Raw genomic sequence first — 26,522 nt, forward strand, 5'->3', positions numbered from 1 at the left:
GGTCCTAGGACTCGAGGGCGGGGTCGCGTCGGGCGGCTTTCGGTAGCGTAGCCGTGTCGATGGCGACGCGATACGTCACGTCGTTCTCGAGCATCCGGCCGTCGGCGGTCTCGATCCGGTCGATGGGGATCATCCCGTTACCGCCGATGAGCGAGCCGGCGAAGTCGCGCCGCCGCCGGATCACGCGGAACACGTTCACGTCGAGGGGCTTTTCCGGCGCGCCGACCTGCACCTGGGTGCCGTCGCGCTCGAGCAGGCCGAGATCGGCGTTCCCGTGGCCGGGAACGCCGGGGGAGAGCGTGTTCTGACCCGCGTCGCGGGCCTGGTGCAGGTCCGAAGGGCGGACGCCGCAAGAGACGATCTCGACATCGTTCGCGCCGGAAGCGCGCCGCTCGATCGTGAAGGCCGTCAGCGGCGCCCCGGCGCTGGCGGCCGCATGGCCGGTGCAGGTGAACATGCGCGCGTCTCTCCGCAATGGCCGATCCCGGCTGTCCGGGAAGCGGCATCCATGGCACGGATGCGCTATATACATCTGGCTATAGCCCTGGCTAGGGCCGCCGGCGCCCCGGTGAGATCATCCGCCTCGACCGCGTGCATGGCGTCCAGCGGATGGCGTCCCACGCTTGGCACCCGGTTCACGGGCCTCGCAACGGGGCGGAAGCGGACCCGGACGCCGGCTCATATCAAATCCGGTCGATCCCTTCGGGATGGCGGATTTGGCCTTCGATCAAGGGGAAGACGGTCTCATCCGTGAGATTTTGGCTGTCGGGAGCCGAGCGTGCGATGGGATGCCCATCGGGGCGGCCTGACGATCACCGGCGAGCGCCGGGGCCACCTGGGTCACGGGGACGGGACATGGCGCAACGGGACATGGCGCAACGAACCACGGCGCATCTGAGCATCCGGATCGACATCGGACCGGACAATCGTGTCGGTCCGGGCAAGGTGCTTCTCCTGGAGATGATCGCCGAGCACGGCTCGATCAGCGCCGCGGGCCGGGCCGTGGGGATGTCCTACCGGCGGGCCTGGATGCTGATCGACCAGATGAACACCGGCTTCGGACAGCCCGTGGTCGAGGCGCAGGTCGGCGGCAAGGCCGGCGGCGGGGCTCGCCTGTCGCCCCTCGGGACCGACCTCGTCGCGCATTACCGGGCCATCGAGCGCGCGGCGGAGAAGGCGGCCGCCCCCTTCCTCGCGCGGCTCCTGTCGCCGCCCGGAGAAACCTGACGCCTCCTCGTCGGGGCACCCTTAGCCAAGGCCCGCGGCATTCGGTAGAGTGTCATATCGGAATGGATACAGCGTCTGCCGGGTGCCCCATGCCGCCCACCTCAGCGCGCGGTGATCAGGTCCTTGATCCGCGACGCGAGCGCTTCCATCGGGAAAGGCTTGGTCAGCACCTCCATGCCGGGCTCCAGATGGCCGTGGCCGAGGATCGCGTTCTCCGCGTAGCCGGTGACGAACAGCACTTTCAGGTCCGGTCGCCCGACGCGGCCCGCATCCGCCATCTGTCGCCCGTTCATGCCGCCGGGGAGCCCGACATCGGTAACGAGGAGGTCGATGCGCACGTCCGATTGCAGGACCTTCAGGCCCGCCACGCTGTCGGCCGCCTCGATGGCGGTGTAGCCGAGATCCTCCAGCACCTCCGTCACCAGCATGCGCACCGAGGGCTCGTCGTCGACGATCAGCACCGTCTCGCCCTGCTGGGCGCGCGCGACCTCCGTGAGGGTCAACGCGACGTCGTCCACCTCGACGTCGCCGTAGTGGCGCGGCAGGTAGAGGCACACGGTCGTGCCCGCGCCGACCTCCGAATAGATCCGGACCTGGCCGCCCGATTGCTGCGTGAAGCCGTGGATCATCGAGAGTCCGAGCCCCGTGCCCTGGCCGAGGGGCTTGGTGGTGAAGAACGGCTCGAACACGCGGGCGACGACCTCCGGCGGCATGCCCGTGCCGGTGTCGCTCACGCACAGGGACAGGTACTGGCCCTCGGGGACGTCGTGCTTGATCGCGGCGGGGCGATCCAGCCACTTGTTGGCGGTCTCGATGGTGATGCGCCCGCCCTCCGGCATGGCGTCGCGGGCGTTGATGCAGAGGTTCAGGAGCGCGTTCTCGAGCTGGCCCGGATCGACCAGGGCCGGCCAGAGCCCGGCCGCCCCCACCATCTCCATCGCGATCTCCGGCCCGATGGTCCGGCGGATCAGCTCCTCCATGCCGGCGATGAGCCGGTTCACGTTCGTCGGCTTCGGGGTCAGGGTCTGCCGGCGCGAGAAGGCCAGCAGGCGGTGCGTAAGCGCGGCGGCGCGCTTGGCCGCGCCCTGGGCCACCGTCATGTAGCGTTCGAGGTCGCTGAAGCGGCCCTGGCTCATCCGGGTCTGCATCAGTTCCAGCGAGCCGGAGATGCCCGCCAGCAGGTTGTTGAAGTCGTGCGCCAGCCCGCCGGTGAGCTGGCCCACCGCCTCCATCTTCTGCGATTGGCGCAGCGCCTCCTGCGCGCTCATCAGCTCGTCCGTCCGCTCGGCCACGCGCTGTTCCAGGGTCTCGTTCAGGGCCGCCAGGGCGGCCGCCGCCCGGTCGCGCTCCGTCTGGACGGCGATCCGCTCCTCGATATCGATGAGGACGCCCGGAAAGGTCGTCGGCGTGCCGTCCTCGGCGTGGTCGGCCCGGCCGCTCGCCTCGACCCAGTAGTACCGTCCGTCGACGCGACGGACCCGGTACTGATGGGAATAGGCGCCGCCCCGCGTCACCGCCTCGGCGATGGCCTGGTTCAAGGCCTCCCGATCGTCGGGATGCACGGTGGCGACGACCTGCTCCAGGCCGAGGCCCAGGCGCACGCGCTCGGGATCCAGCCCGAAACTGCGCGCGAAGCCTTCGTCGGCCGTGAAGCGGTCGGCCGGGATGTCCCAGTGCCAGGTCCCGACGATCGCGCCGGCCGCGAGGGCGAGCTGGACCCGTCCCGCGTTCTCCCGGGCGCTGGCCTCGCTGGCCCGCAGGGCCGCGTCCGCCCGCTTGCGCGCGCTGATGTCCCGGAACAGCACCGAGACCTGGCGCCGGCTCGCCGGCTCGATCCGGGCGGCCGAGACCTCGATGTGCCGCCCGACCTCCGGGAACGCGCGCTCGAACCGGATCGATTTCCCCGTTCGAAGGACGCCGCCGTAGAGTTCGAGCCAGCCCTCCGCCTCGCCGGGCGCGATGTCCCGCAACGTCTTGCCGACGACGTCGGGGATTCCGGTCTGGCGCTCGTAGCCCTGGTTGGCCAGGACGTGGACGTAGTCGCTCGACGGCCCATGGGGGCCGTCGATGAACTCGATGATGCAGAAGCCCTCGTCGATCGTCTCGAACAGCGTGCGAAAGCGCGCCTCGCTGTGGGCCAGCGCGTCGCGCGATTCCCGCTCCCGCATCACGCCGCGCTGCTCCATGCGCGCGACCTCGCGCCGGTCGACGGCGCGGCGCATCTCCATCAGCGCGCAGACCTGCCGTGCGAGCGCGCGCAAGTCGTCGGCCTGCGCGGCCGTCAGCCCCTCCGGGCGCGGCACGGTGTCGATGACGCAGAGGGAGCCGAGCGTCTGCCCCTCGGGCGTGCGCAGCGGCGCTCCGGCATAGAAGCGGATGTGGGGAGGGCCCGTGACGAGGGGATTGGCGGCGGTGCGCGGGTCGACGCCGAGGTCCGGGATGACGAGGAGGCCGGGCTCCGAGAGCACGAACTGGCAGACGGAACGGTCGAGGTCGGTCTCGCACAAGGGAAATCCGACGCGGGCCTTGAACCATTGCCGATCGGCGGCGACGAGACTGATCAGGGCGACCGGTGCCGCGCAGAGCCGGGTCGCGAGCCGCACGACGTCGTCGAAGCCCTGCTCGGGCGGCGTGTCGAGAAGGTCGTAGGCGTCGAGCGTGGCGAGCCGGATCGGGTCGCCGACCGGGGTGGGACGATCGCTCACGGTGCAGGCTCCCCGGTGATGCGGGAAGGGGCCGGCCGCCCGCCGAGGATCGTCGCCTCACGCTCGATCGTGCGGTGGCGCGCGGCGCGGACGCCCGCACGTGCGCGCGCGAATTGGCCCGAAGCGACCCGCGTCCGGATCGAGGCGTCGAGCTCCCCGGTCAGGGCGATGCAGCGCGTCGGCGTACTGGACATGGCGCCCTGTGGCACGAGCGGCGGGCGTTATCAATCACGGACGAACCCGTGCCTCGACGCCCGGTCACCGGGCTTCCGGGAGCGGACCCCACGCACCGGGACATCGGGTCCGCGTCGCGGGCCGGCGCGACCTCGTGCCCCTCGTCGGGCACGGCCCCGGCCGTCGACGCCGGCGCGTGGATCGTCGCGGCGGGCCGATGGTTCATCGATCCGGACGGAGGCGGACCGGGGGGCACGCGCTGCCGATGGCGGCCCGAGCGCGCCGATCCCCAATCCCAGGACGCCAGGATCATCGGATCGCAGGAAAATGCGCGCCTTTCATCCCCTGAGCACGGGTCGTTAACGAAGCGGTAACCATACCGGGCATCAATGGTCTGGTAAGGAATCGCGAGAGCCCGTGACCGACTCAAGCCCTCCCCGCAGACCCGTTCAGCTTCGCGGCCGCGCCTTCAAGTCCCTGGTGCTGGCTCCCGAAGGCCCGCTTCCCGATTGGTTCGCCGATCTGGACGAGGCGCTGAAGCGCTCGCCGACCCTGTTCGACGGGCGCGCCCTGATCCTCGACGTGGCGGCGCTGGAGCCCGCCGCGCCGGACCTCGACGCCCTGCTGGCCGAACTCGGCAGCCGGCAGATCCGCATCCTCGGCGTCGAGGGCACGACCCACGCCCTCCTCGGGCCGGGGCGCCCGCCGCTCCTCGCCGGGGGACGGCCGGTGAGCACGATCGAGATCCCGGTCCAGCCCGAGCCGGAGGTGCCTTCGGCGCCCCCGGAGCCGGCCACCACCTCGCTCACCATCGAGGGCTCGGTCCGCTCGGGCCAGTCCATCGTCCACCCCACCGGCGACGTCACCGTGATGGGGTCGGTCTCGTCCGGCGCGGAGATCCTCGCCGGCGGCTCCATCCACGTCTACGGCGCGCTGCGCGGCCGGGCCATCGCCGGCGCCGCCCGCAACCCCCGCGCCCGCATCTGCTGCCGCAAGTTCGAGCCCGAACTTCTCGGCATCGACCGCCTCGTCCGCACGGCCGAGGAAATGGGCAATCACCTGCGCGGCAAGGCCGTGCAGATCTGGCTCGATGGCGGCGCCATCAAATTCGCATCCTTGGATTGAGGAGTAAGCTCGTATGGCCAAAGTTCTGGTCGTGACATCAGGCAAGGGCGGCGTCGGCAAGACGACGACGACGGCGGCTCTCGGCGCGGCGCTCGCGCAGGCCGGAAAGAGCGTGGCGGTGGTCGATTTCGACGTCGGCCTGCGCAACCTCGACCTCGTGATGGGCGCCGAGCGCCGGGTCGTCTACGACCTCATCAACGTGGTCAACGGCGACGCCAAGCTCAGCCAGGCCCTCATCCGCGACAAGCGGCTGGATAAGCTCCACCTGCTCCCCGCCTCGCAGACCCGCGACAAGGACGCCCTCACGGATGCGGGCGTCGCCCGGGTGATGGACGAGCTGCGCGAAAAGTTCGACTGGGTGATCTGCGACTCGCCGGCCGGCATCGAGCGCGGCGCGACGCTGGCCATGCGCCACGCCGACGTCGCCGTGGTGGTGACGAACCCCGAGGTCTCCTCGGTGCGCGATTCCGACCGGATCATCGGCCTGCTCGACTCCAAGACCCTCAAGGCCGAGCGCGGCGAGACCATGGAGAAGCACCTCATCCTCACCCGCTACGACCCTGCCCGGGCCGATCGCGGCGACATGCTGAAGATCGAGGACGTGCTCGAGATCCTCTCGATCCCGCTGCTCGCCATCATCCCGGAGAGCATGGAAGTTCTGCGCGCCTCCAATGTCGGCTGCCCCGTCACCCTGAACAACCCGCTCTGCGCCCCGGCCCGCGCCTACACGGACGCCGTGCGCCGCCTCAACGGCGATGCGGTCCCGATGTCGGTGCCCACCGACAAGAAGTCCTTCCTCGACAAACTCTTCACCCGGAGGGCAGCATGAGCCTCCTCAACATGTTCAACCGGCGCGGTTCGGCGCCGGTCGCCCGTGACCGCCTGCAACTCATCCTCGCTCATGAACGGGCGGGGGTCGGCGGCTCCGACCTCGTGATGGTGCTGCGCGAGGAGATCCTCGCGGTCATCGCCAAGCACGTCGAGGTGAACAGCGACAAGGTCCAGATCCGCCTCGACCGCGGCCAGGACATGTCGACCCTCGACATCGACATCGAACTCCCGCTGACGCCGGCCAAGGCCGGCGGACGGGCCGGGGAGCTCAAGACCAAGGCCGCGAAGCTCGCCGCCGCATGAGGTCCCGCGTGACGATCCCGGCCGGCTCCGCCGTCAGGCCCCGATGAACAACCCGGCGAGCGTCGCGCTCGTCAGGTTGGACAGGGTGCCGGCCAGGATCGCGCGAAGGCCGAAGCGGGCGATCTCGGGCCTGCGCTCCGGCGCGAGGCTCGCCAGACTCGCGAGCTGGATCGCCACCGAGGTCAGGTTGGCGAAGCCGCAGAGCGCGAAGCACAGGATCGCGGCGATGCGCGGATCGAGGCTGCCGCTTTTCAGCACCGGCGAGAGCTGCGCGTAGGCCAGGAACTCGTTGAAGGCGATCTTCTGCCCCAGCGCCCCGCCCACGAGGCCGGCCTGGTCCCAGGGCACGCCCATCAGCCAGGCGAGCGGCGCGAACACCGTGCCGAGGACGCCCTCCAGGCTCAAGCCGGGATAGCCGGCGAGGCCGCCCGCCCAGCCCGCGAACCCGTTCAGCAGGGCGATCAGCCCCGTGAAGGCGATGAGCATCGCCCCCACCGAGACCGCCACGGCCAGCCCCTTCTGGGTGCCGTCGGCCGCCGCCTCGATCACGTTGACGGCCCGCGTCTCCCCGAACGTGACCCGCGTAGTCGTCACCCGCGTGGGCTCCGTCGTCGGCACCAGGATCTTGGCGTAGAGCAGCCCGCCCGGAATCGCCATGACGCTGGCCGCCAGCAGGTACTCCATCGGCACGCCGAGCGCCGCGTAGCCGGCCAGGATCGTGCCCGCCGTGGAGGCGGCCCCGCTCGACATCACGGCGAAGAGTTCGGCCGAGGTCAGCGCCATCAGGAACGGCCGCAGCGCGATGGCGATCTCGCTCTGGCCGATGGCGATGGTGATCACCGCCGCGAAGGTCTCGATCGGCGAGGTTCCGATCACCCGCCGCAGCACGGCGCCGATGCCGCGTGCCGCCGCCTGCATCACGCCGACATGGTACAGCACCGCGATCAGCGCCGAGACGTAGAGGATCTGCGGCAGGATGCGCAAAGCGAGGATGAAGCCGCTGCCGCCGAACAGCTCGAACATGCGCGGCTCCACGAGCCCGCCGAACAGGAACGCGGTGCCCCGGTCGCCGTAGTTCAGCACGGTCTGCACGAAAACCGCCGCGCCCGCCAGCGCCGTGCGCCCCGCCGGCACGAACAGAACCAGGGCGCCCAGGGCCACCTGGAGCGCCAGGGCGGAGAGCACGACGCGGGGTGAGATCGCCCGCCGGTCGGTCGAGAACAGCACCGCGACGGCCAGAAGCAGGACGAGGCTCGCGCCCGCGTGAAACCATTTCTCGACCATGCCGCCCCGCTGTTCCTGGCCGGACGGAGCAAGCCCGATGCCGGGACGGTTGTCGCGGGCGAAGTTGCGCCGTCCACCGGGCGCTGGTCGCAACCGACCGTGTCCTTCTCCCGCGTGGGATGAGGCCGGTGGGCAAAATCCGACGGATGGGGTCCGAACCCTCTGGCTCGAGCGCTGACATTGCGACCGGATCAGGACCGCGGAGGGGCGCCGCCGCGCGTTGGCATGCCGATGCGAAGGGGCGAACGAGCCCACCCGTGACGCTGTGCTAACGCGGGCTACCGGGCTTCCGGGTCGTCGGCCCCCTCGATGAGCCGGGCATACTCGGTCTCGGCCAAGCCGTAGCCGTCCCCTGCCAGATCGAGCAGGCGTTCGCGGTCGATGATCTGGACGCGGCCCCGGCTCTTGGCGATGAGACCGTCCTTCTCCAACGTCCGCAACGCCATCGTCACGCCGGGCCGCTCCACACCCAGCATCAGCGACATGAATTCCTGCGTGACCGTGATTTCGTCGCTCTCGCTCCGGTCGTGGCACATCAGCAGCCAACGGGCGAGGCGGATTGGCGTACCGCCCCGGGCGTTCGTGAACGCGGTTTGCGCGGTCTGGACGTATTGGGTCTGGATGTAACGGTGCAGGAGACGGCGGAGGGCGGGGCGCCGCTCGATTTCGGCGCGCAGGTCGAGCACGTCGACGGCCAATGTGTGCCCGGCCGCCTGTACGAAGTGGGTGTACGGGCTGCGGTCATCGTCGAGCAGGACCGCGGCGGCACCGACGAGGGCCTCCCGTCCGAGCAACCCGATTTCGACGCGACCGCTGGGAGCGTCGGAGGTGATGGAGACAATGCCTGCCTCCACGAAATAGACGGTCGCGATCCGCGTGTTGGCCGAGATGAGCACGCGCCGGAGGGGGATCGTCTCAGGGCGCAGCAAAGGCGCCAGCACGGCGAACTCCTCCGGCGGGAGCGCGCGCAAGAGACCGTTGCGGAGGCCGGTCTGCTGGAGATTTGACATGTGTTCTCTCACGATCGGGCAAGAGCACACGCTGTCCCTCAATCGTCAGCGCCCTGAAACGAGCCGACCACGCACAATATTTGGTGCGAACAAGAAAGAATATTAATCCATAAAATTTACATCATCCAAGCTGATGTATGTTAAAATTTGGGATTGTGTCTGATTTTTACTAATCGTGCCCTCGGCATTGTGTCATCTCAGCCGGCGGCGCGCGTTGACTTTCCCTTGTCCGCCCGCAGCATTTCGCAGGCGAACGCGAACACCGCGTTGCGCGCCTTCGGCGACCTGATCGCCAGCCACGTTTGGATTAGGCGCGCGGCATCCTTCGAATAGACCGCGTCGGACGGCTCGAAGAAACACTCTACGGAGCAGCCGAGCACCTGGGCGATCCGAGCGAGCGTCTCACGATTGGAAACGTCTCGGGTTGGAATCATCCCTTCAGGCGTTGGCATGTCCATGTCGTTTCCCTCGCGCAGAGCCCCAGTCAACGTATAAAATCGAGCTTATCACCGCAGTGAGGCTTGCGAAATCGTAAACATTATACAATAGTAAAATACACATTTGATGCGTAAAATATTTACAATCAATCCTCCCGTGTAAGAGGGATAGGCCGATGGCTCACATGGGTGATTTGAATACGGTCGCCGACGTGGTCATTACCGCGCACGACGTTATCGAGGAGCACGGCACGCACGAAATGAAGGCGATGATTCGGATGCTTCTGTTGACGATCGGCAGAGAGATCGCTCAATCGGGCGGACTTGCTAAAGTGTCACAAGCTCTCCGCCGCGACGAAATCGAATGATCTTGAGAGTAGTTTGAGGCGCAGGGCTAAGAGTGCCTCACAAAACTTCCGACCACTGTCGGTCCTCACTGTGGGCACGGCGGCGCAGCGGGAGTTTTGTGAGAGACACTAAGTGCTCGCGAGGCGAGTGGACGATCCGGGCCTCCGCCAAAGCGTGGTGAGCCCGACCTGTGGGTCGGGCTCATGAAACACCCGGGATCCGTCGCCTGTGCGCCCTGCGCCTCGGGAAGCCCCCGGAGGCCGCTCCGAGGCGCGCGGGCGTCGGCGTCCGGTCAGGCGGCGCGGACGGTGGCGAGGAAGCGGTGGACTTCCGCCGACAGGTGCTCGGACTGGCGTGAGAGTTCGGCGGCCGAGGCGAGAACCTGGCCCGCCGCCGCGCCCGTCTCCTCCGAGGCCTTGGCCACGCCGGAGATGTTGCTCGTCACCTCCGTCGTGCCGGTGGACGCCTCGGCCACGTTGCGCACGATCTCCTGCGTCGCGGCCCCCTGTTCCTCCACCGCGGCGGCGATCGTGATCGCGACCGTGTTCATCTCGCGGATGCGGGTCGTGATCGAGCCGATCGCCCCGACCGAACGTCCGGTCGCGACCTGGATCTGCGTGATCTGCCCGGAGATTTCCTCGGTCGCGCGTGCCGTCTGCGAGGCCAGTTCCTTCACTTCCGCCGCGACCACCGCGAAGCCGCGCCCCGCCTCGCCGGCCCGCGCCGCCTCGATGGTGGCGTTGAGCGCCAGGAGGTTGGTCTGCCCGGCGATGTTGGAGATCATCCCCACCGCGTCACCGATCCTGGCGACGGCGCTGCTGAGGTCCTGCACGAGGGTGGCGGTCTGGTCGGCCTCGTTGACCGCCTGCTGAGCAAGATCGGACGAGCCGGAGACCTGGCGTCCGATCTCCTGCACGGATGCACCCAACTCCTCCGCGGCCGAGGCGACGGTGTTGACGTTGGCGGCGGCTTCCTCCGCGGCGGCGGCGACGGTGGTCGACTGGTTCGCCGTTTCCGTCGCGGTCGCGGTCATCTGCTGCGCCGTGGCCTGCAACTCGGTCGCGGAGGACGAGACGCGTCCGACGATGCCGCCCACCGCTCTCTCGAAGCTGTCGGCGATCTCGATCATCGTCCGCGTCCGTTCCGCGGCCGCGGCCGCATCGGCGATCTGCCTGCGCTCGGCTTCGTCGGCGGCCTTCTTGGCCACCATCGCCTTGATGCCTTCCACGGCCCGGCCCACGGAACCGATCTCGTCGCCGCGTGACGCTTCCGGGATCGCGGCATCGATCGCGCCCTGGGACATCCGCTGCAGGACGCCGACGAGGCTCGCGAGCGGACGTATGATGCCGATCACGACGATGGCGCCCGCGAGAGCGAGGGCGACGATCAGGCCCGCGATGGCGGTGCCGATGAGAAGTCGTGCCGCGCTCTCCGCCTGGGCTTGGGCCGCACGCTTCGCATCCGCGAATTGTTCGGTCAGCAAGTCGATCCGAGCCTGGACGGCATCACGGACTTTCGCCCGAGCGGCCGAACCCTCCGTCAGGGCGATTTGGGCGGCCGCCGCCGTTTCGTTCTTCAAGCCGAGTGCGGTCGACCGGTCGGAAATGACGAAATACTCCTCGACGACGCGACGCAACTTCACATTCGCGTCCCTCCGCTCGGGGGTGTCGGACATCGCGATCAGCCGGTCGACGGCAGCATAGCTGGCCGTCACGGCCGCATCGTAGCGCGTTTTGTAACCCCCCATTTCCTGGTCGCGTGTTTCGATCGTAATGTTTCTGTTCTGCACCGTCGCTTCGGTCACGCCGTTTCGCAGATTGAGAATGTTCTCGAGGCGAGTGGCCTGAACGTCGACGATGGATTTCGAGCGCGATGCCAGATCGTTCAACGCGCTTTGCGCATAGACAACGAGGCCGAATGCGAGTGCCGCCAGGAGCACTAAGGGCACTGCCAGCTTTACTTTGAGGCTGCTATTCCGCATCAGGCCAGACATTGTTCGTCTTTCGATAGAAGGTGTGATCGATCGATAAATGCAGAATTGCGGTTAAATTTGAATGAATTCCGTCTAGTGCCTCTATCGATGAACAAAGGGGTTCTGTAATCGGGCCTCCACCGTCAAAGGGTGCCGGGCTACCGCGCGTGTCGAAGGTCCGCAGCGGGTGGATTTCCGTTGGGCCGCTTTCGGAACGCGATAGCAGACAAGCGGACGTTCGCTGAATAGCGACCACTGGCTGCGAATCAATTGCGACCCGGCTCCGATGTGGACAGGCCGACCCCTGCGCACTTTAAAACCGCCGCGCTCGCAAGGCCGGCAGGTTGGGCAAGCGCTGCCCGCGGATGCATGCTAGACCGCTGGTTTTCCAGGAGTGCGGGCTTGTCCGTCGTTCGGCGACACAATGTGAGGCAGGCTGGAGACAGCGCGACCGCCATGGTCTTCGCGCATGGCTTCGGCTGCGACCAGAACATGTGGCGCTTCGTGGCTCCGGCCTTCGAGGAAAGCCACCGCACGATCGTGTTCGACCATATCGGGGCCGGCGGATCGGACCTGACCGCCTACGACGCCGACAAGTACGCCTCCCTCGACGGCTATGCCGACGACGTGGTCGAACTCTGCCGCGGCCTGTCGGTGACCGGTGGCGTGTTCGTCGGGCATTCCGTCAGCGCCATGATCGGCATCCTCGCCGCGAAGAAGGCCCCGGAGCTGTTCGAGAGCCTCGTCCTGGTCTGCCCCTCGCCGCGCTACCTCGACGACTACGGCTATGTCGGCGGCTTCACGCGCCCGCAGGTCGAGGAGTTGCTGGAATTCCTCGACACCAACCACATGGGATGGTCCCAGGCGATGGCGCCGGTGATCATGGGCAACGCCGACCGCCCCGAACTCGGCGAGGAGCTGACCAACAGCTTCTGCCGCACGGACCCGGACATCGCCCGGCGCTTCGCTCGCGCGACCTTCCTCGCCGACAACCGCGCCGACCTCGCGGGCGTGACGGCCCGCTGCCTCGTCATCCAAAGCTCCGAGGACGTGATTGCACCGCAGGAGGTCGGCGACTACGTGCACCGCCACTTGGCGAACAGCGAGCTCGTGCTACTCGACGCGACGGGCCACTGCCCAAACCTGAGCGCGCCCGAGGAGACCATCCAGGCCATCGCGACATTCCTTCGAGGACCGGGCGGTGAGTGACACGGCAGTCGGCTCTCAAGCGCTGGACGTGGACGATCTGGAGGACCTGTTCGAAAACGCCCCCTGCGGCTACGCCTCGACCCTGCCGAACGGACGGATCTCCAAGGTCAACCACACGCTCGCGATCTGGCTGGGTCACCCGGCCGAGCAGATCGTCGGGCGCCGCTTCCTCGATTTCCTGAACATCGCCGGCAAGATCTATTACGAGACCCACTTCGCGCCGATGCTGAGGATGCAGGGCTTCTTCAACGAAGTCGCCCTCGACCTCAGGCGCGCCGACGGCACGATGGTGCCGGTCCTGGTCAACGCCGTCGTCCGCAAGGACGCGGTGGGTGGCGTGCGCTTCATCCGGATCACCGTCTTCAACGCCTCGGACCGCAGGCGGTACGAGCGTGAGATGCTGGAGGCGCGCCGGGTCGCGGAAAGGGCCACGGTCGCGCTGCAGGATCTCAACCTGACCCTCGAAGCCCGGGTCGCCGAGCGTGCACGCGCCCTGGATCGGGCCTGGCGACTTTCGCCGGATCTCCTGGCCATCGCCGACGCGCAGGGGACGCTCCTGGCGGTGAACGCGGCCTGGACGGATCTGCTCGGCTGGGAGGCGTCCGATCTCGTCGGTCACGGCTTCGCCGGGTTTACCCATCCGGACGACCTGGAGCCGACCCGGGCCGCCCTGGGCCGCATCATGACGGCACCGCTCGTCGAGCCTTACGAATACCGCCTCAGGCATGTCGACGGGACCTATCGGCAATTCGCCTGGACGGGCGCTTTCGAGGACGGCCAGATCTATGCAACGGGCCGGCACACGACCGTCGAGCACGAGCAAGCCGCCGCGTTGGTCCAGGCGGAGGAGGCGTTGCGCCAGTCGCAGAAGCTGGAGGCCGTCGGGCAATTGACCGGCGGCGTGGCGCACGACTTCAACAACCTGCTGACCATCATCCGTTCCTCGGTCGACTTCCTGCGCCGGCCGGACCTGCCCGAAGACCGCCGGATCCGCTACATGGATGCGGTCTCCGACACGGTTGACCGGGCCGCGAAGCTCACCGGCCAGCTCCTCGCCTTCGCGCGACGCCAGACCCTGAAGCCGGAGGTGTTCAATGTCGGCGAAAGGCTTCATGACGTCGCCGACATGCTCGATACCGTCACCGGCGCCCGGATCCACGTGGTGATCGAGATCCCGGACGAGCCCTGCTTCGTGATGGCCGACGTGAGCCAGTTCGAGACCTCCCTGGTCAACATGGCGGTGAACGCCCGGGACGCCATGGACGGCGAGGGCACGCTAAGGCTGCGCCTGGACCATACGGGCACCCTGCCGCCGATCCGCGGACACGCCGCCGCGCCCGGCCGGTTCGCATGCGTGTCCCTCACCGATACGGGCACTGGAATCGCTCCGGATCAGGTCGCCCGCATCTTCGAGCCGTTCTTCACCACGAAGGAGGTCGGCAAGGGCACCGGGCTCGGCCTCAGCCAGGTCTTCGGCTTCGCCAAGCAGTCGGGCGGCGACGTCGAGGTCGAGAGCGTGCTTGATCGAGGCACAACCTTCACGCTCTACCTGCCGCAGATCGATGCGGGGATGTCCGAGCGTCCGGCCACCGCTCGCGACGGGGAGGACTTCCCAATGGGAGATGGGCAATGTGTGCTCATCGTCGAGGACAACGTCGAGGTGGGTCGGTTCGCCACCCAGATCTTGGAAGATATCGGCTACAGGACAACCTGGGCGGCCAACGCCGAGGAGGCGCTGGAAAAGCTCGGAGCCGATGGTGCCGGCTTCGACGTGGTGTTCTCGGACGTGGTCATGCCCGGCATGGGCGGCATCGCGCTGGCCAAAATCCTCCAACGCCGGATTCCGGACCTGCCGATCCTGTTGGCATCGGGCTACAGCCACGTACTGTCCCAGGACGGGCTGCACGGCTTTGAGTTGTTGCACAAGCCCTACTCCGCCGACCAACTTGGGCGCATCCTCGGCAAGGTGGTGCCACGTTCCCAGGACTGAGAAACCGTCCGCGCCGGTTGTTGAAAGAAACGGGCGCAATGCTGCCGGAGCGGCAACGGGCCGAGCGACCGCTTCCCGGTATGGTCGAGGCCGCGCATAACGACCGGATCGGGTCGAAAGTTCACCTTCCCCGGTCGCGCCCGGCGGGCGCGCGCGACGGTTGGGAACAGGGCGGTGAGCCCGCGACCACCGCGCGTCGGCGGAGCCGACCCACGCTCCCGTTGCGACGGAAGGGCGACGGGCACCCTGTCATGACAGTGTCGCCCAGGCTTGCGATCCACCCCCGCGATCGTCGGCGCTTTGCCGGCAACAGGGCCGCCCCCGGATGCAGCGCCTCCTCACCGACACCACTGCCCTGCCGGGCCTGCTCTTCGCGCTCGCCTTCGATGCACAGGGGAACGGGCGCCTGCTGACGCCGGGCGACGAACTGCCGGAGCCGGTCACGGGCGGCTTCCTCTGGCTGCACCTCGACCTCGTCGACGCCCGCCTCGACGGCCTGATCGCGGCCGGGCGCCTCGGGCCGCCGGCGCTCGCGGCCGCCACCTTCGCCCGCGACGGCCACCAGCGCGTGGTGATCGAGGGCACGGATCTCGGCCTCGTCATCGCCGACCGGGAACGGGAATTCAGCGGCCGGATCGAGGAGGAGCCGGCCGGGCGCCTGCACTGCGTGCTCGGCGAACGCCTCCTGGTCAGCGGGCGCCGCCACGCCACCGCCGCCGCCGAGGCCGCCCGCGACGCGGTGCTGGCCGGGCGGCGCGTGCCCTCGCCGGCCGGGTTGCTCGAAATCTTCGTCACGGGTGTGGCCGCCTCCCTCGACGCCTCGGCCCGACGCTTCTCGGACGCGCTCGACGCGATCGAGGACCGCATGCTCGACGAGGACCAGCCGGACGATCCGAAGCCGCTCGCGCCGATCCGCCGACAGGCGGTGCGCCAGCATCGCCAGCTCGCGGGCCTGAGCGCGGTCTTCCATCGCCTCGAATCCGAGACCGAGGAGGAGGACGACGCCCTGCCGGAGGCGGTGGTGAGCATGGCCGCGCGCGTGGTCCAGCGCCTCGATTCGCTTCACCGCGACATGCTGGTCCTGTCCGAGCGCTCGCGCCTGCTGCAGGACGAGATCGCCGGGCGCACGGCCGCCGAGACCAACCGCCAGCTCTTCACGCTCTCGATCCTCACCGCCCTGTTCCTGCCGCCGACCCTGGTGACGGGCGTGTTCGGCATGAACACCAAGGGGCTGTTCCTCGGCGAGTTCGAGAACGGCTCGCTCCTCGCCCTCGTGATCTGCGCGCTCGCCGCGCTGGCGGTCTACGGCGTGATCCGCCGCCTCGGGCTCGTCAAACGCCGCGCCTGATCGTAAGCCGGCTTTTCCGTCGCGGGGCGCACCCGCCGAAAACACCGCGATCCGCACCCATCCGTCATCGCAGCGTCACGTCCCGGCGCGAACGGTGCGCACAGACGCCCTCTGGAGCCTTTCCCGCATGGACTTCTTCCGCCGCTTCACCGTGCTGATGTGCGCGCCGAACTTCGATCCGGACGACCTCGAGGGCGTGCGCGTCCAGCAGATCATCGGCTCCGTGGAGAAGCTCGGCTTCGAGGTGGTGCGGGCCCGGCGCGTCGAGGACGCGGCCATCGCGGTCCAGACCGATTCGGCCATCGGCTGCATGGTGGTCGATTGGGGCAAGCGCGGGCTCGACGGCAAGGCGGCCGCACTCATCAACCTCATGCGGAAGCGCGGGCTGGAAATGCCCATTGTGATCATGGTCCGCCGCAAGCGCCTGGAGGACATCCCCGTCGAGGTGCTCGACTTCATCGACGGCTACATCTTCCTCGCGGAAGAAACCCCGGACTACATCGCCCGCGGCCTGGTCAGCCGGGTGAAGCAATACGCCGAGACCCTGAAGACGCCGTTCTTCGGGGCGCTCGTCGACTACGCCGAGCAGGGCAACCAGCTCTGGACCTGCCCCGGCCACAACGGCGGCATCTTCTACAACCGCTCGCCGATCGGACGCATCTTCGTCGAGCACCTCGGCGAGGCGGTGTTTCGCGACGACCTCGACAACTCGGTGCTCGATCTCGGCGACCTCCTCGTCCACGAGGGCCCGGCGCTGAAGGCGCAGAAGGAGGCCGCCGTCATCTTCGGGGCGGAGAAGACCTACTTCGTCCTCAACGGCACCTCGGCCTCGAACAAGATCGTGCTCTCGGCGCTGGTGGCCGAGGGCGACCTCGTGCTGTTCGACCGCAACAACCACAAGGCCGCGCATCACGGCGCGCTCTTCCTCGGCGGCGCGATCCCGGTCTTCCTGGAGACCGACCGCAACGCCTACGGGCTGATCGGCCCGATGTACCACGAGGCCCTGGACGAGACGCTCATCCGCCAGAAGATCCGCGACAACCCGCTGATCACCGACCCGGAGGCCTGGACGCGCGAGCGCCCGTTCCGCGTCGCGGTGGTGGAGCAATGCACCTATGACGGCACGATCTACAACGCGCAGATGATCCTCGATAAGATCGGGCACCTCTGCGACTACATCCTGTTCGACGAGGCCTGGGCGGGCTTCATGAAGTTCCACCCGCTCTTCGCCGGCCGCTTCGCCATGGGCCTCAAGGGTCTCGACGAGACCTCGCCGGGCATCATCGCCACGCAATCGACCCACAAGCAGCTGGCGAGCTTCTCCCAGGCCTCGCAGATCCACACCAAGGACAGCCACATCCGGGGCCAGACCCGGCGCATCGAGCACCGGCGCTTCAACGAGACCTTCCTGGTCCACGCCTCGACCTCGCCGTTCTACCCCCTGTTCGCCTCCCTCGACGTCGGCGCCCAGATGATGAAGGGCCGCTCCGGCGTCGTCCTGTGGGACGACACCATTCGTCTGGGCATCGAGTGGCGCAAGAAGGTCCGCGCCATCCGCCGCGAGTTCGAGGAGAAGGAGCGCGATCCGCTCCGCCGCTGGTTCTTCGACCCCTTCGTGCCCGACACCGTGAAGGGACCGGACGGCCGGGTGCCGTGGGAGAGCGTCTCGACCGACGAACTCGCCAGCAATGTGAAGTACTGGGAACTGACGCCCGGCGCCGACTGGCATGGCTTCACCCACGTGGCGCCCGACTACGCCATGACCGACCCCAACAAGCTGACCGTGCTCACCCCCGGCTTCGACCGGCGCACCGGCGAATACGCCGAGCACGGCGTGCCGGCGCCCATCGTCGCGCAGTACCTGCGCGAGAACCGCATCGTGCCGGAGAAGAACGACCTCAACTCGCTGCTCTTCCTGCTGACGCCCGGCGTCGAATCCTCCAAGGCCGGCACGCTGATCTCGGGGCTGGTCGCCTTCAAGCGCCTGCACGACGACAACGTGCCCCTGGAGGAGGCGATGCCGGAATTCGTGCGGCGCCGGCCCAACCGCTACAAGGGCGTGCGCCTGCGCGACCTCTGCGCGGATTTCCACGCCTTCCACCGCGAGCACGGCACCAGCACCCTCCAGCGCAAGCAGTTCGAGCCCGGCCACCTGCCCGAGATGGTGATGACCCCGAAGGCGGCGGTGCAGCAATTGACCCGCAACAACGTCGATTACGTGCCGATCGCGGAAGCGGAGGGCCGCGTGGCGACGACCTTGCTTCTGGTCTACCCGCCGGGCATCGGCACGGTGCTGCCGGGCGAGCGGCTGGACGAGCGGGCCAAACCCATGCTGGACTATTTCAAGATGTTCGAGCGCTCCGCGAACCTGTTCCCCGGGTTCGAGGCCGAGATCCAGGGCGTGTTCCGGGACGTCGATCCGGACGGCACCATCCGGTTCTACACCTACGTCATGCGCGAGACCCGCTGATGCGGGGCGCGACCGAGAGCGACCCCGACCTCGTCATCCGGCCCTCCTCGGACGCCGACGTGCCGGACATGGTGGACATCTACGCCCACCACATCCGGCGCGGCGTCGGCGATGTCGGGGATTTCGAGGCGGACCCGCTCCATCCGGACGACCTGAAGAAGCGGCGGAAAGCCATGCGCAAGAAGCGCCTGCCGCATCTCGTCGCCGACCGCGACGGGGTCGTGGCCGGCTACGCCTACGCGGTGCCGTTCCGCAAGCGCCCGGCCTACCGCTACACCCTCAAGCACTCGATCTACGTCCACCACGCGCACCTGCATGCCGGCATCGGCCGGCGCCTGCTGCCGGCCCTGATCGAGGCCTGCGCGGCGGGCGGCTACCGCCAGATGATCGGCTACATCGACGCGCAGAACGCGGCGTCCTTGCGCCTCCACGAGTCCTGCGGCTTCGTCCGCGTCGGCCTGCTGCCGGCGGTCGGCTACAAGTACGGCCGCTGGAGCGACAGCGTCATGGTCCAGCGCGCGCTCGGCACCGGCGCCACCGACCAGCCCGGAACCTGGACGCGGTCCGTCGAGGCCGTGACGGCGCCCCACGACTGGATCGGGAAGTAATACCGGGCCTCTGAGCAACAGAAGCGATGTGGCTGATTGACCTGCAATACAGTCGCCGGTTGATCCCTTCGGGACGATCAGACGCGACGGGCTCCCTCTCCTTCCATGAGAGGGGACCCGCGAGTCACCCCATCACCGAACCGACCAGGCGGCGGTAACAGTATCATTCCATCAAAATGACGAGCACGGACCTATTGCTGCGAACGGTTGATCAGCGCCTGCAACGCGCGGGCCACCGCCTCGCTGACGTTCTTGCGGTACTTGCGGTGAACCAGCTGCCCGTTGTGGTAGATGTCGTGCTCCACATAGAGCTTCTCGCCGTCCCAGCGGACGACGTTGTCGGTCTCGGTGGTCTCCTCGACGCCGAGATCCTCGCGAAAGGTAACGCCCCCGGCTTGCGCAAACATGGCTCGTCCCTGGTGATCGAAGCGGCGACCGGCTTCCTGGAGGGCCATTGTAGGCAGGCACCGTCCGGCGCGCTACCCGTAAGGCGTTTCAGCGCACCGTCACCTGTTCCTTGATCCGCTCGTAGACGGCCCGGCTGAGCACCCGCTTCGAGAGCAGTTCGCTCACCGCTCCGTAGGGCCGCTTCTGCACGATGGCGCGCCCGATCATGCCGCCGCCCTTCAGGGCGTTCAGCTCCGCCACGCTGCCTGTGTTGAGATCGACGATTGCGATGCCGCGCGGGCCGGCGGTCTCGGCCGCGTTGTCGATGGCCTCGTCGCCCGTCATCGGGGTCGCCGGTCGGTTCGCCGGCGCCGGCACGGGCGTGTTCGGAGCGGGCACGACCGGCATCGGTGCCGGCGCGGCGGCCTGCGGCGCCTCCGGGACTTGAGGTGGAAGGGCTTGCGGTGGAAGGGCTTGCGGCGACGGGGCCGGCGGTGGCGCCACCTGCCGCGGGGGCGCCGGGTCCACCGGAACGGCCGGCCGCGTCGCGGCCGGTGGACGTGCCGCCTGCGTGCCGGCCTTTCCCGTCTCGGGCGCCGTCCTCGTGACCGGAGCCTCGGACGTTCCGCTCTCCCGGGGGCGCAGCACCTGGATCACACCGGCGAGCACGGCCGCCACCACGACGAGGATGCCGACCCGCAGAAACGCTGAACCGCTAAGCATCGATGGCGGCCTCGTGCCGGTGAACACCTGCCAGGAACATCTGTCAGGACTAACATGCGCGGCAAAGCGAAGTCTCGCAGGCGGGCGGTCTGTCCTCAAGAGCTTGCCACTGGGCCGCTGCGACATGGGCGACGTTCGGGTCAGGATCGACGGGAGCGTCCGCCACCGTCATGGTCCGCGCCGATGCTCACCGTCCTCTCTCCCCTGGCCGCGCGCGCGGCCGAGCGCCTCGGCGCCCTGCGCCACCTGCCGGCCCTGGTCCGCCTCGTCTACGCCGCGAGCCCCCGTCTCCTCGTCCTGAGCCTGGGGCTCCGCCTCGCGCGGGCCAGCCTGCCCGTGCTGATGCTCTACCTCGCCAAGCTCATCCTCGACGCCATCGTGGCCGAGCACGCACGGCCGCATCCGGCCGGCCTCGGCCCGGAGAACTGGCTGGTCGACCCGGCGCTCCGCCAGCTCGGCCTGCTGGTGGCGGCCGAGTTCGGCCTCGCGATCCTCGCCGATCTCCTGGGCCGCGCCAGCACCCTGGTCGACGGCCTCGTGGCCGATCTCTACGGCCATGCCGCGACCCTGAAGCTGATGCGCCACGCCGCCGAACTCGACCTCGCGCAGTTCGAGGACAGCGCGCAGCAGGACCGGCTGGAGCGCGCCCGCCGCCAGGTCACCGGTCGCTCGAACCTCCTGTTCCAGCTCTTCGGGCAGGGGCAGGACCTCATCACCCTCGCGGCCTTCGCCATCGGCCTCATCGCCTATGCGCCCTGGCTGATCCTGCTTCTCGCGGTGGCCCTGGTCCCGGCTTTCCTCAACGAGACCTCCTTCAACCGCGAGGGCTACCGCCTGGCCTGGACCCGCACGCCCGAGCGGCGCCAGATCGACTACCTGCGGTTTCTCGGCGCCAGCGTCGAATCCGCCAAGGAGGTGAAGCTGTTCGGCCTGAACGGCTACATCGCCGAGCGGTACGGAACCCTGGCGGCCAGGCTCCTGGCCGACAACCGCGCGCTCGCGCTGCGGCGGGCCGGCTGGGGCGGCGCCTTCGCGGCCCTCGGGACGCTGGCCTATTACCTCGCCTACGCCACCATCGTCTGGCGCACGCTGGCGGGACAATTCTCCATCGGTGACCTCGCCTTCCTGGCGGGCTCCTTCCAGCGGCTGCGCGGCCTGATCGAGGGCCTGCTCCTCGGCTTCTCGCAGATCGCCGCGCAGGCGCAGTATCTCGACGACCTGTTCTCGTTCTTCGCCGTGGTCCCGGAGATCCGCTCGCCCGCCGATCCGAGGCCCCTGCCGCGCCCGATCCGGGCCGGCCTCGTCTTCGAGGCGGTCGGATTCCGGTATCCCGGCAGCGAGACCTGGGCGGTGCGGGGCCTGAGCTTCCACCTCGCGGCGGGCGAGGTGCTGGCGCTGGTGGGCGAGAACGGCGCCGGCAAGACCACCATCGTCAAGCTGCTGACCCGGCTCTACGACCCGACCGAGGGCCGGGTGCTCCTCGACGGCCTGCCGCTCTCCGCCTACGACCTCGACGACCTGCGCGCGCGCATCGGCGTGATCTTTCAGGACTTCGTGCGCTTCAGCTTCACCGCGTCCGAGAACGTCGCGGTGGGACGCATCGATGCGCGCGGCGACGCGGACCGGATCGCCCGCGCGGCGCGCCGCAGCCTCGCCGACGGCGTCATCGACCGGCTGCCGCTCGGCTACGAGCAGCCCCTGGGCAAGCGCTTCGCAGAGGGGGTCGACCTCTCGGGCGGCGAATGGCAGAAGATCGCCATCGCCCGCGCCTACATGCGCGAGGCCGAGATCCTGATCCTCGACGAGCCGACCGCCGCCCTCGACGCCCGCGCCGAGTTCGAGGTGTTCCAGCGCTTCCGCGAACTGAGCCAGGGGCGCACGGCGGTGCTGATCTCGCACCGGTTCTCCACCGTGCGCATGGCCGACCGCATCCTCGTCCTCGACGGCGGCCGGGTCATCGAATCCGGCAGCCACGCCGAATTGCAGGCCCGTGGCGGCCGCTACGCCGAACTGTTCGAATTGCAGGCGGCGGGCTATCGCTGAGGGATCGCCTCCGCGTCTTCCCGAACCTATCGCCCGGCCACCGGCCGGACCGACCACGTGCCCCAGTAGGTCGGGCGCCCGAACACGCTGGAAGTGCCGGTGTCGTGCCCCGGCGCGAGGCGGTCGAGCCACGTCAGGAAGCCGGCCTTGTTGCGGTAGTTCGTCGGGGTGGCGAGATTACCGTAGCGGTCGGTCATCCAGAAGTGCTGGCTCCGCCCGAAGCGGCCGGAGCCGTCGCCACCCGAGCGCAGGCCGAGATAGGCGTTCGAGCGCATGATCGCCTGGGGCTCGGAAAACCAGGTCAGGGATGCCAGCGAGCCCGGCGAGAGATCGGCGGTGTACTGGACGCAGATGTCGGAGACGGGCCCATCCATGGTGTTCGCGGGGCGGTTGCAGCGATAGGCCACCGCCCAGCGGTCCATGTCCTTGGCCTTCGCCACGCGCACGAGGCTCTGGTTCGGCAGGGGCTGCGCGATGGTGCGGGCCGTGGACCAGACTTTCTCGGCGTTGAGGTCCCGGCTGGTGCGCAGGTAGAGGCCGAGGCGCCGGGTCGCCGCGGGCTCGTTGCAGTCGGACGGCAGAACGTCGGTGTAGAAGTAGTGATAGACCTGATCGACTACGCTGATCGCGCCGACGAGGTCGGTACGGTCGAAGCCCTGGCCGGGGCAGTTGCCGATCACGGGCGCACCGCTCTCGTCCAGCACCGCGCCGGGATTGGGCTCCGCATCCGTCCGCGCTCGACGGCGCCGGCCTCGTCCCTCCGAGCCGCTCCCGCCGGACGAGGTCCAGACCGTGCCGTCCGCATTGCGCTCCCGGATGTCGAAGCGGGTGAAGTCGAGGGTGCGGGCCTGCAGCAGCGCGTGGCGGTTGCCGGACTCGGTCGGCACGGCGGCGAGAAAGAACACGTAGCTGTAGGCGTCGCCCCCCCAGTCGCGCCCCGCCACGCTCATCGGATGACGGGCGGCGATGCCCTCGCTCATCGGCGCGGCGTCCGGCGCCGCCGCGCCCTCCCGGCGGCCGCGCCGCCGCCCGGCCTGCTTCGCGTCCGCGGCGGTCATCTCCCAGAGCCGTCCCCGAACCGGCGGCATCGTGGTGGCGAGTTGCTCCGGCATCGCGCCCGCGCGCACCGAGCCGCCATCGAGCGGCGCGGTGGCGCGGCGCGGCGCGCAGGCCTCGCCATCCCGCTGGCCCCTGCTTCTGCCTCGCGAGGCAAGCGGCGCCTCGGCCTGGTACATCGCCTGAAGCGGACCCGTGCCGGGCGTCGTCCGGACGATCTGCACGCCGCTGACCGCTTCGCAGGCGCGGGGCGCGACGAACACGCCCTCGGCCTCGTTGCCACGGCAGATCTCCAGGGTTCCGCCGCCGGTGACGTAGCAACTCGGGTCGGCGGTCTGCGCGGAGGCGGCGGTCGCGCCGAGTGCCAGGGCGAAGGCCGCAGCGGAGGCGCGCCGGGGCGCGGCGATCGGGGTGGGGTGCAGGTCTCTCACGGTGCTTAGGGGTAACGCGCGCCGATCGTTCGGCAAGGCTCGGCCGCCCCCTCATCCACACCGCACCGGGTCACGTTTCCGAGGTGGACTACCGGCTCAGGCCGGGACGCGGGCCTCCGTCCCGCACCATTCGGCCACGAACAGCGCCAGGGCGGTGGTGATGCGCTGGACGGACGACAGGCTGACGCACTCGTCGAAGCCGTGGATGTTCCGGCTGATCGGCCCGTAGCAGAGGGCCGGGACCCGGTCGTAGAGGGCGTGGACGCGGGTATCGAGATAGCTCGGCGACATGAAGCTCCGCAGGTCCGCGCCGGTGGCGGTTCGGTGTGCCTGGCCCAGCACCGTCTCCGCCTCCGACCCCTCCGGCAGGACGTAGCCCTCCGCGAAGAAGCCGTCGAAGGCGACGCGCGGCGGATTGTTCGACAGGAACGGGTCGTCGCGGGCGAAATCGGCCACCGCCTGTTCCAGCGCGCGGGCGCCCGCCCGCGCCGAGAGGCCGGGATAGAGCCCGATGCGGCAGTCGATCCGGCACCAGGCCGGCACCGAGGAGGCCCAGTCGCCACCCGCGATCCGCCCGACATTGAGGTTGATGGCGTCGGGCGCGTCGGCGAAATGCCGGTGCGCCGTCTTCTCGGCGTTCCAGCGCGCCTCGACCGCCCGCAGGGCGCCGATCACCCGGTAGGTCGCGTCGATGGCGTTGGCCCCCGCTCCCATCTCGCGGACATGGACGGGGCGGCCGCGGACCTCCACGGTGAACCACAGCACGCCGACATTGGCGCGCACCAGCTTCTCGTCCTGCGGCTCGGGGATCAGCACCGCGTCGGCGCGGTAGCCCCGCAGGTGGGTCATCAGGGCGCCGTTGCCGGTGGATTCCTCCTCGACCACCGATTGCAGGGTGACGGCGGCGGCCGGCTGCAGGCCGATACGCGCCAGGGCGTCGAGGGCGAACAGGTTGGCGGCATGGCCCGCCTTCATGTCGGCCGCGCCCCGTCCGTACATCCAGTCACCGTCGATCACCGGCTCGAAGGGCGGATGGGTCCAGAGATCGGCGGGGCCGGGCGGGACCACGTCCACGTGCGCCTGGAGGATCAGCGAGCGTCCGGTCTCCGTCCGGGGCCGGTGGAGCGCGACCACGAGCGGCGCTTGGGAATGGCTCTCCGACATCGCCGCCCCGCCCGGATGGGCGGCCAGCGCCGCGCCGTCCATGCTGAAGCGGTCCATGGCGTAGCCGCGCGCGCGGAAGGCGCGGAACACGAAGTCCTGGATCGCGTGCTCGGCGCCCCGCGTCGATCCGAACCGCACGAGGGCCTGCGTGTGGGCGACCTGTTCGGCAAAGCCCGCCGCCACGGCCTCGGTGATGCGGGCGGCGAGGGCGGGACAGAGGGGCATCGGTACTCCCGGGGGGTGGTGACGGCCCCAGGCTACACGGTGCCGGCCGGGTTAGGCGAGGAGGGCGGCGGCGAGCGCCAGCGGCAGGGCGAGGAGGGCGGCGGGGCGGATCCAGCCGGGGCGATACGAGACCAGCCCGACCACGAGGAGCGCCGCCGCGGTGAGGGAGCCGATCCACTGGACCGGGCCGAAGTTCCAGTCGGACGTCACGACCGCCGCGGTGAACGAGGCCGCGAGGGCGACCCAGCCTCCCGCGCGCAGGGTACGGGCGCGGCCGCGGCTCTGTCCGCGACCGGAGATCGCCCGGTGATGGCGATCCATGGAGAGGCAGAGCGCTGCGAGTCCGGCAAAGCTCAGGGCGAGGTTCAGGGCGATGGAGAGCGGCGTCATGCTTTCATGAAACCTTCTTGCGCGAGACCGTCCTGCGTCGGACCCTTGCCCCGGCCGGCCACGGGAGCCGATCGGCGGCCCTCGTAGAGCGCGACCTTGCGGGCGCCGAGGGCCAGGACGACGCCGAGGCCGAGCATGGCGGCATCGAAGCCGACGAAATCGAGGCCCCGGTCCGTGGTGAGCCAACTGACCACCGGGACCGCGCCGAACAGCAGGCCGGCCGCCAACCCGGTCTCGGCCCAGGCCTGCCGCTGCGGCCGGGCGAGCGGCACCAGGGCGGCCAGCACCCAGGCTCCGAAGAACGAGGCCCCCTCCCAGGTCGCGCGGTGGGCGAGGTCGACGGGCAGCAGGCGGTTCGCGAGGAAGAGCGCCGCGATCCCGATGGGCAGGCCGAGGATCGTGCCGATGTTGAGCCCGCGAACCAGGCGCAGGCCGAAGCCCGTCGCCTCGCCGGCCCTCGGCATCCGCGCGACGCTCCAGAGGACGAGGCCCGTGGCGATGGTGGCCGCGCCCATCAGGCCGCAGAGGAAGAACAGCAGCCGCAGGGCGCCGCTGGCGAAATGCGCCTCGTGCAGGCCCATGAAGCTGGTGAAGACGCGCGCGGCCGGCTTCAACGCGCCGATGCGCTCGACGATGGCGCCGGAGACCGCGTCGAAGGCGATCTGCGGGTGCTGGTGGGCGAGGCCGTGCGGCTCCTCGAACACCGCCACCACGGTCGCGTTGGCGTCCCCCGGATTGTTGATGATGACCATCTCCAGGGGCTCGGAGACCTCGGCCCGCGCGCGCGCGAGGAGCGGGCCCAGGGGCGCGGGCTCGCCCGGCCGGCCGGCGGCGGGGCGCCAGGTCGTGGTCTGTGCGGCCTCGACGTAGAACCGCAGGTCGTCGCCCTTGTAGGCCGTTGTCACGCCCCAGGGCATGTACATCAGCGCGAGGGTGACGATGCCCGTGTAGGTGATCATGAGGTGGAAGGGCAGGGCGAGCACGCCGGTGACGTTGTGGGCGTCGAGCCAGCCGCGCTGGGCCGCCTTGTCCCGCCGGAAGGTGAAGAAGTCCGCGAAGATG

At 69.3% G+C, this 26,522-nt stretch carries 24 protein-coding genes; 11 read left to right on the top strand and 13 right to left on the bottom strand.

Annotated elements, in window-relative coordinates; all coding sequences use genetic code 11:
* Positions 1-4: 4 nt before the first annotated feature.
* Positions 5-457: a hypothetical protein gene (locus MKK54_RS17250; protein ID WP_244012430.1), complete on the bottom strand. Its 453-nt coding sequence runs from the start codon at positions 455-457 to the stop codon at positions 5-7.
* A gap of 398 nt (positions 458-855) precedes the next feature.
* Here MKK54_RS17250 and MKK54_RS17255 point away from each other — a divergent pair, with 398 nt between their 5' ends.
* Positions 856-1,227 carry a winged helix-turn-helix domain-containing protein gene (locus MKK54_RS17255; protein WP_244012431.1) on the top strand — a complete coding sequence of 124 codons (372 nt, stop codon included), beginning with the start codon at positions 856-858 and terminating at the stop codon, positions 1,225-1,227.
* 101 nt (positions 1,228-1,328) lie between these two features.
* Here the strand turns inward: MKK54_RS17255 and MKK54_RS17260 are convergent, their stop codons facing one another.
* Both MKK54_RS17260 and MKK54_RS17265 read right to left on the bottom strand, forming a co-directional pair.
* Entirely contained in the window at positions 1,329-3,932 is a 2,604-nt protein-coding gene (locus tag MKK54_RS17260) for an ATP-binding protein (protein WP_244012432.1), read from the bottom strand.
* A complete protein-coding gene (locus tag MKK54_RS17265) occupies positions 3,929-4,126 on the bottom strand; it encodes a type II toxin-antitoxin system ParD family antitoxin (RefSeq protein WP_244012433.1) in 198 nt (65 codons plus the stop codon). The genes MKK54_RS17260 and MKK54_RS17265 overlap by 4 nt, the downstream gene beginning before the upstream one ends.
* 397 nt (positions 4,127-4,523) lie before the next feature.
* On the opposite strand from MKK54_RS17265, the gene minC reads away from it, so the two are divergent.
* From minC to minE, 3 genes are read left to right on the top strand one after another with little or no spacing between them, the layout of a single operon-like run.
* The gene (gene minC, locus MKK54_RS17270) at positions 4,524-5,231 is read left to right on the top strand and encodes a septum site-determining protein MinC (protein ID WP_244012434.1); all 708 of its coding nucleotides are present in this window, start codon (positions 4,524-4,526) and stop codon (positions 5,229-5,231) included.
* 13 nt (positions 5,232-5,244) lie between these two features.
* Positions 5,245-6,060, top strand: a complete 816-nt coding sequence (gene minD / locus MKK54_RS17275; protein WP_244012435.1) for a septum site-determining protein MinD — start codon at positions 5,245-5,247, stop codon at positions 6,058-6,060.
* Entirely contained in the window at positions 6,057-6,365 is a 309-nt protein-coding gene (gene minE / locus MKK54_RS17280; RefSeq protein ID WP_244012436.1) for a cell division topological specificity factor MinE, read from the top strand. Before minD ends, minE begins: the two co-directional genes overlap by 4 nt.
* Before the next feature lie 33 nt (positions 6,366-6,398).
* Here the strand turns inward: minE and MKK54_RS17285 are convergent, their stop codons facing one another.
* The 3 genes from MKK54_RS17285 to MKK54_RS17295 all read right to left on the bottom strand — a co-directional run bounded on the left by MKK54_RS17285 (position 6,399) and on the right by MKK54_RS17295 (position 9,117).
* Complete coding sequence (locus MKK54_RS17285) at positions 6,399-7,649, bottom strand: NupC/NupG family nucleoside CNT transporter (RefSeq protein WP_244012458.1); 1,251 nt, start codon at positions 7,647-7,649, stop codon at positions 6,399-6,401.
* A 278-nt stretch (positions 7,650-7,927) separates the two neighbouring features.
* Positions 7,928-8,590 carry a Crp/Fnr family transcriptional regulator gene (locus tag MKK54_RS17290; protein WP_244012437.1) on the bottom strand — a complete coding sequence of 221 codons (663 nt, stop codon included), beginning with the start codon at positions 8,588-8,590 and terminating at the stop codon, positions 7,928-7,930.
* A gap of 266 nt (positions 8,591-8,856) precedes the next feature.
* A complete protein-coding gene (locus tag MKK54_RS17295; protein WP_244012438.1) occupies positions 8,857-9,117 on the bottom strand; it encodes a hypothetical protein in 261 nt (86 codons plus the stop codon).
* 155 nt (positions 9,118-9,272) lie between these two features.
* Here MKK54_RS17295 and MKK54_RS17300 point away from each other — a divergent pair, with 155 nt between their 5' ends.
* Positions 9,273-9,464, top strand: coding sequence for a hypothetical protein (locus tag MKK54_RS17300; RefSeq protein WP_244012439.1), 192 nt, complete (start codon positions 9,273-9,275; stop codon positions 9,462-9,464).
* Between the two features lie 272 nt (positions 9,465-9,736).
* Here the strand turns inward: MKK54_RS17300 and MKK54_RS17305 are convergent, their stop codons facing one another.
* Complete coding sequence (locus tag MKK54_RS17305; RefSeq protein ID WP_244012440.1) at positions 9,737-11,437, bottom strand: methyl-accepting chemotaxis protein; 1,701 nt, start codon at positions 11,435-11,437, stop codon at positions 9,737-9,739.
* A gap of 381 nt (positions 11,438-11,818) precedes the next feature.
* Between MKK54_RS17305 and MKK54_RS17310 the strand changes: the two genes are divergently transcribed.
* The 5 genes from MKK54_RS17310 to MKK54_RS17330 all read left to right on the top strand — a co-directional run bounded on the left by MKK54_RS17310 (position 11,819) and on the right by MKK54_RS17330 (position 19,041).
* Positions 11,819-12,625 (top strand): alpha/beta fold hydrolase, encoded by an 807-nt coding sequence (locus tag MKK54_RS17310; protein ID WP_244012441.1) that lies wholly within the window; start codon positions 11,819-11,821, stop codon positions 12,623-12,625.
* A gap of 28 nt (positions 12,626-12,653) precedes the next feature.
* The gene (locus MKK54_RS17315) at positions 12,654-14,615 is read left to right on the top strand and encodes a PAS domain S-box protein (RefSeq protein WP_313898395.1); all 1,962 of its coding nucleotides are present in this window, start codon (positions 12,654-12,656) and stop codon (positions 14,613-14,615) included.
* A gap of 325 nt (positions 14,616-14,940) precedes the next feature.
* Positions 14,941-15,963, top strand: coding sequence for a CorA family divalent cation transporter (locus MKK54_RS17320; RefSeq protein WP_244012443.1), 1,023 nt, complete (start codon positions 14,941-14,943; stop codon positions 15,961-15,963).
* A gap of 127 nt (positions 15,964-16,090) precedes the next feature.
* Positions 16,091-18,433: an Orn/Lys/Arg decarboxylase N-terminal domain-containing protein gene (locus MKK54_RS17325; RefSeq protein WP_244012444.1), complete on the top strand. Its 2,343-nt coding sequence runs from the start codon at positions 16,091-16,093 to the stop codon at positions 18,431-18,433.
* Complete coding sequence (locus MKK54_RS17330; protein WP_244012445.1) at positions 18,433-19,041, top strand: GNAT family N-acetyltransferase; 609 nt, start codon at positions 18,433-18,435, stop codon at positions 19,039-19,041. The genes MKK54_RS17325 and MKK54_RS17330 overlap by 1 nt, the downstream gene beginning before the upstream one ends.
* A 191-nt stretch (positions 19,042-19,232) precedes the next feature.
* On the opposite strand, the gene MKK54_RS17335 is transcribed toward MKK54_RS17330, so the two are convergent.
* Both MKK54_RS17335 and MKK54_RS17340 read right to left on the bottom strand, forming a co-directional pair.
* Complete coding sequence (locus MKK54_RS17335) at positions 19,233-19,448, bottom strand: hypothetical protein (protein WP_056471345.1); 216 nt, start codon at positions 19,446-19,448, stop codon at positions 19,233-19,235.
* An 88-nt stretch (positions 19,449-19,536) separates the two neighbouring features.
* Complete coding sequence (locus MKK54_RS17340) at positions 19,537-20,151, bottom strand: ComEA family DNA-binding protein (RefSeq protein WP_244012446.1); 615 nt, start codon at positions 20,149-20,151, stop codon at positions 19,537-19,539.
* A gap of 183 nt (positions 20,152-20,334) precedes the next feature.
* Between MKK54_RS17340 and MKK54_RS17345 the strand changes: the two genes are divergently transcribed.
* Complete coding sequence (locus MKK54_RS17345) at positions 20,335-22,194, top strand: ABC transporter ATP-binding protein (RefSeq protein WP_244012447.1); 1,860 nt, start codon at positions 20,335-20,337, stop codon at positions 22,192-22,194.
* Positions 22,195-22,220: 26 nt separating this feature from the next.
* On the opposite strand, the gene MKK54_RS17350 is transcribed toward MKK54_RS17345, so the two are convergent.
* The 4 genes from MKK54_RS17350 to MKK54_RS17365 all read right to left on the bottom strand — a co-directional run.
* Entirely contained in the window at positions 22,221-23,681 is a 1,461-nt protein-coding gene (locus tag MKK54_RS17350) for a hypothetical protein (RefSeq protein WP_244012448.1), read from the bottom strand.
* 96 nt (positions 23,682-23,777) lie between these two features.
* Positions 23,778-25,070, bottom strand: a complete 1,293-nt coding sequence (locus MKK54_RS17355) for an ArgE/DapE family deacylase (RefSeq protein WP_244012449.1) — start codon at positions 25,068-25,070, stop codon at positions 23,778-23,780.
* Between the two features lie 51 nt (positions 25,071-25,121).
* A complete protein-coding gene (locus MKK54_RS17360) occupies positions 25,122-25,460 on the bottom strand; it encodes a DUF3325 domain-containing protein (protein ID WP_244012450.1) in 339 nt (112 codons plus the stop codon).
* Positions 25,457-26,522 (bottom strand): PepSY-associated TM helix domain-containing protein (locus MKK54_RS17365; protein ID WP_244012451.1); only part of this gene is annotated, 1,066 nt, incomplete at its 5' end. The genes MKK54_RS17360 and MKK54_RS17365, both read right to left, overlap by 4 nt.

Origin of the sequence: Methylobacterium sp. J-068, assembly GCF_022829445.1 — a bacterium.
GTDB lineage: Bacteria > Pseudomonadota > Alphaproteobacteria > Rhizobiales > Beijerinckiaceae > Methylobacterium.